Below are 5185 nucleotides of genomic sequence, written 5' to 3' on the forward strand. Positions count from 1 at the left end.
ATATGGCTATCGACGAATTACCGATGAATTAAGAAAATCAGGAACTATCATCAATCATAAAACCGTTCTTAAATTGATGAATAGCTTAGGATTAAAGAGTTTAATTCGAAGAAAAAAATACAAATCTTACAAAGGAGAACAAGGAAAGATTGCTCCAAATATCTTACAAAGAATATTTAAGGCTGATAGACCCAACCAAAAATGGGTAACCGATATTACCGAGTTTAAAGTAAAAGATAAAAAACTATATTTATCACCAATAATGGACTTATATAATCAAGAAATTATTAGCTATGAGTTAAGCGAGCGTCCAGTGTTCAATCAAGTGATACTTATGCTTAAAAAAGCATTTAAAACAACTAAAAACACCAAAGATTTAATGTTACATTCCGATCAAGGATGGCAATATCAAATGAAACAATATCAAGCTTTATTAAAGCAAAAAGGAATCGTTCAAAGTATGAGTAGAAAAGGAAATTGTTTGGATAATGCTATTATCGAGAATTTCTTCGGAATACTGAAATCGGAACTATTTTATTTACAAAAATTCAAATCAATAGATGAGCTGAAGAAAGAAATAAAACAATACATTTACTATTACAATAACGATAGAATAAAATCGAACTTAAATAAAATGAGTCCGATAGAATATCGAACTCATTTTTATAATTATTAATTTTTAATCTGTCCAAACTTTTGGGTGCAGTCTAATAAGAATCAGCTTTTTTTGTTTATTATTTTTCTTTTTGATCAAATAAATCAATCATAACTTTTTTCAGTTTCTGATAAATAAAGGAAGTGATCAAAATTAGGATTCCTAAAATGGTGAAGGAGATAATTCTGAAAATATTACTCATTTGCCATACATCTACAGCGTAAAGTTTTACGATTATTAAACCGAACAACGCAAATCCCATAATCGGAAGATTTTTTTCATTCTTTTTAAAGCCAAGATATATAACGATACAACCTAAAATAGCCCAAACAATTGGTAAGATAATCATCGAATAAATGTCGATATGTTTATTATAAGCTACAAAATCTTTTACGCCAGTAAAACCAATAATATACACATTGTATATCTCGAAGCTAATGATAAATACAGTTGCTACAAATACAAACCATTGACTGAATAAGGATTGTTTTAATTCTTTAAATTCGGTTTTATTCAAGAATCGAATCGTAAAGTAGATAAACGGGATAATGTATAAAATGTATACCAAGTAATAACTGATTGGTTTTTGATGAATGATAATTTCATCTGCAATTAAGATGATGATTGGATAAAATACCATCAACACAAAATTGATGATTCCTAAATAATACTTCGTAATTGTATTAATATTAAACGCTTTGCTTAATAGTAAAACAGCCGAAATAAAATAGATAGAATACAAGAAAGCAAATCCACAGATAATATTTATCGTGAAATGTTTCTCGGTTTGATAAATAATCTCGAACAAGAATCCTAAATAAATGAATAGGATAGAGATAATAGAGAATAAATTCTTTGCTTTATGAATTTCAAAACCTAAGAACTTTTCATTTTCATCAAAATCTTTAATTAAGTAAATATTTACTAATGAACATACAAATACAAATCCACTTGTAATAAATACAGGATTGAAAAGTATCGAATAATCTTCCATATCTAATGCATATCGAAGCCAGTTGATTAATAAAGAAATAAAGAATATCGGAATCAGAGCAATGAAAGATGCTTTGAAAATTGAGTTTTTAGATTGTTTCCATAAAAATAATAAAACACTTGATAATACAGCCCAAAGAGCGGTAACTACACTTGTTTCAAATTCAATTCCGATGGCTAATGTTACTAAAGCAATTGTTAAAGCAAGAGAAGAATCAGCTAATATTTTGTCTTTTTCCTTGTAGATAAAGTAAACTCCAAGATTAATCAACATCAAAAGAATAGGAACCAAAGATTGGAAGTTGGCATAATAATGTGTGTATACATATAAACCAAGCGCAGTAAATGCAATCGTGTTTATAACATATAATATTTGGTGAGAAACATCCATTTTACGTTCCGAAAATATCGGAAGCATAGCATAAACCAGAAATAGAATAAAATATACACCAAGAAAAAGGAATATGATTTTATCTGTAGGGTATAAACACCAAGTGAATAGAAATATAATCGAAAGTCCAAACGATATTGCGCCAGGATAAAACCATTGTTTTTTCCAAAGTATATATAATGTTCCAAGATTCAGGATTAATAAATATGTAAACAAGAAAACATAGTTACTTTCACCTGTACTAATCATAATTGGTGCAGTAAATCCACCTAATATCGAGAATATAAATAATACTTGCTGGTTGTAGATAAACGATAATATAATTGACAATAAGGTAACAAATGCTAAGAGTATAAAAGCAAAATTCTGATTGAATAAGCCATATTCTCTAAATGCGATTGTTATCGTGAAATATAGAACTGAAATTCCACCACCAACTAAAATAGACGAGAAGACATCGTATTTTTTTCTTAAATAATGACCAATTCCAATAATACTTAAACCTATAACAATTCCGATTATTACACGGAAAGCTTCATTAATCCAATTTTGATCAATTGCATATTTCACAAAATAACCAATACCAAGTACAAGCGTTACAATTCCGATAACGGTTAAGAAGTTTTCTTTTAAAAACTCAATGCTTTTGTCAACAAAAGTTTCTTGTGGCTTGTATTCGGGGAATGATTCAACAGGTTCAAAAGTTTCTAAAACAATTTTTTTATTGGTGTTTACAACTGGTTGAGGTTTACTTTCAGATTCAAAAGCAGGTTCAATAGGAGGTTCTTCTATAATTGGTTGCTCAATTTTAGGCGTAGATTCTTTAGAGGATATCTTCTCTAAATCTTCTCTTAGGTGTTTAATTTTAGTGTTTAAATAGTCAATTTCATTTTTCAAACCAGTTATTTTCTGATTCAATAATGCAAAGAAGACAATCACTACTAATATGGCTACTATTCCCATGTGATATGATTTACAGGTAAATATAAGTATTTATTAAAAGAGAATATCTTAATTTTATTGTATCAATACCAAAACAAAATACTTTACGTTATATCTACAAAAAGTATAAATTTGCTGAATGTTTAAAAAACTATACGCTTTATTGTTTTTAGGGATGTCTTTTGCTGCAAATGCACAAGACGGAACTCGCGTATACGAGTTTTTAAACTTTACTAATTCGGCAAAGCATGCAGCTTTAGGTGGTTATAATGTTACTTCATGGGATGCAGATCCTAATAATGCATTAGCCAATCCAGCATTAATGAATAAAGAGATGCATGGTCAATTTGGTGTGAATTACGTTTCGCACATTGCTGATATCAAAAACGCTTCATTTTCGGGAGTCTATCGTATATCAGAATTTGATTATGTTTCACTACATGGTCAAATGGTTGATTATGGTGATATGGTCGGAACGGATGAAATCGGAACTGTTGTTGGTGATTTTAAAGCAAAAGATGCTGCAATTACGATTGGGTATGCCCGCGAAATCTCAGACTATTGGTCTGTTGGGGCAAATCTTAAATACATCAATTCTACTATCGAAATGTACAAATCTTCTGCGGTAGCGGCTGATTTAGGAGTTTCTTACCATAATTTTGATGATAGAATCAAAATGGGTTTAGCCTTCAGAAACATCGGAAAGCAAATCGAAACTTACAGCGGACTGAAAGAAGATTTACCTTTTCAGGTAAATTTTGGTATTGCTCACGAGTTAGAGTATGTTCCTTTAGAGTTAAGTCTAACGCTTCATGATTTACAGAAGTTTGATATTTCACAAACATATAATAAGACAGGACAAGAAGTTTCTGCTGGTCGTAAAGCAATTGATCACGTAGCTGTCGGTGCCGAATTATTTCCAGGACGAGATTTTAATCTTCGTTTAGGATATAATTTTAAACGAGGAAACGAATTAGCTGTTGACGGAATTCGTTCTTTTTCGGGATTAACTTATGGCTTCGGAATCCGCATGAATGCCTTTAGATTAGAGTTTGGTCACGGAAACTATCACACTTCAGGTGGAGCCAATCATTTTAGTTTAATAATCAATTTAGATCGTATCGTTCAAGGACGAAATTACTGGAGAAGTAATCCTTGGTACTAATTAAATTTATATTATTAACATTTATGTATCTTTGTCAACTATTCCTAATTTAAATGAAACAAGATTTAATTATAGCGATTGATGGTCATTCTTCGACAGGGAAAAGTTCAATGTCGAAATTATTAGCAAAACAACTTGGATATACACACATCGATAGCGGTGCAATGTATAGAACAGTTACATTATTTGCTTTTCAGAATGATTTAATCGAAAATAATCAAGTATTAGTTGATCAATTAGTGCCTCGTTTAGATGAAATTTTAATCGAGTTCAGATATAATGCAGATAATAATTGCAACGAAACTTACTTAAATGGAGTTAATGTAGAAGAAGAAATCAGAGGACTACAAGTTTCCTCAATGGTTAGTCCAATTGCAGTTATTCCAGAAGTAAGAGATTATTGTGTTGCTCTTCAACAAAAAATGGGCGTAAATAAACGTATTGTGATGGATGGTCGCGATATCGGAACCACAGTTTTTCCAAATGCCGATATCAAAATATTTATCACAGCGTCAGCAGAAATCCGCGCAAAACGTCGTTTCTTAGAATACGAACGTGAAGGAAAAACAATTCCTTTCGATGAGGTTTTAGCTAATGTTATCGAAAGAGATCACATCGATTCTACTCGAGAATATTCACCACTTCGCAAAGCAGATGATGCAATTTTGTTAGATAATTCTAATCTAAATTTAGAAGAAACTGTAGCAGCTGCACTAAAAATAATACAAGAACATAATTAATATAGTAAGACATCTTTTAATAAAGATGTCTTTTTTTATTTAGTTAAGTTACTTCGTAACTCATTTTCCCGAGTCCTTTCATCAAAGTATTTCGTAACACCTGCTTTTTATTAAGCAGTTATTACAAAATAATCAATCCAGGCTATCACTTCCATTTTTTCTTTATAAAATATTTTCCGGTTCTTCATTCCGAAGTATTTTATTCAACTGTCCTCCTGAACTTGTTTCAGGATCTCATCATTATTTTTATCCATAATCTGTCCTTCCAGTATTCAGGGATCTAAAAATTTGTCATGCTT

Annotated in this window: 4 protein-coding genes; 3 read left to right on the forward strand and 1 reads right to left on the reverse strand. The window is 30.5% G+C overall.

The window, feature by feature from the left end; all coding sequences use genetic code 11:
- Positions 1 to 676 (forward strand): IS3 family transposase (locus tag EAH69_RS00005; RefSeq protein ID WP_121933160.1); only part of this gene is annotated, 676 nt, incomplete at its 5' end.
- Positions 677 to 734: 58 nt separating this feature from the next.
- Here the strand turns inward: EAH69_RS00005 and EAH69_RS00010 are convergent.
- On the reverse strand, positions 735 to 3002 hold the full coding sequence (locus EAH69_RS00010; RefSeq protein WP_121933161.1) for a DUF2339 domain-containing protein: 2268 nt from the start codon (positions 3000 to 3002) through the stop codon (positions 735 to 737).
- 118 nt (positions 3003 to 3120) lie between these two features.
- Here EAH69_RS00010 and porQ point away from each other — a divergent pair, with 118 nt between their 5' ends.
- Together porQ and cmk are read left to right on the forward strand one after the other, a co-directional pair.
- Positions 3121 to 4146 (forward strand): type IX secretion system protein PorQ, encoded by a 1026-nt coding sequence (gene porQ / locus EAH69_RS00015; protein ID WP_121933162.1) that lies wholly within the window; start codon positions 3121 to 3123, stop codon positions 4144 to 4146.
- 53 nt (positions 4147 to 4199) lie between these two features.
- A complete protein-coding gene (gene cmk / locus EAH69_RS00020) occupies positions 4200 to 4886 on the forward strand; it encodes a (d)CMP kinase (protein ID WP_121933163.1) in 687 nt (228 codons plus the stop codon).
- Positions 4887 to 5185 lie beyond the last annotated feature (299 nt).

The organism is Faecalibacter macacae, from assembly GCF_003687725.1.
Classification (GTDB): Bacteria; Bacteroidota; Bacteroidia; order Flavobacteriales; family Weeksellaceae; genus Empedobacter; species Empedobacter macacae.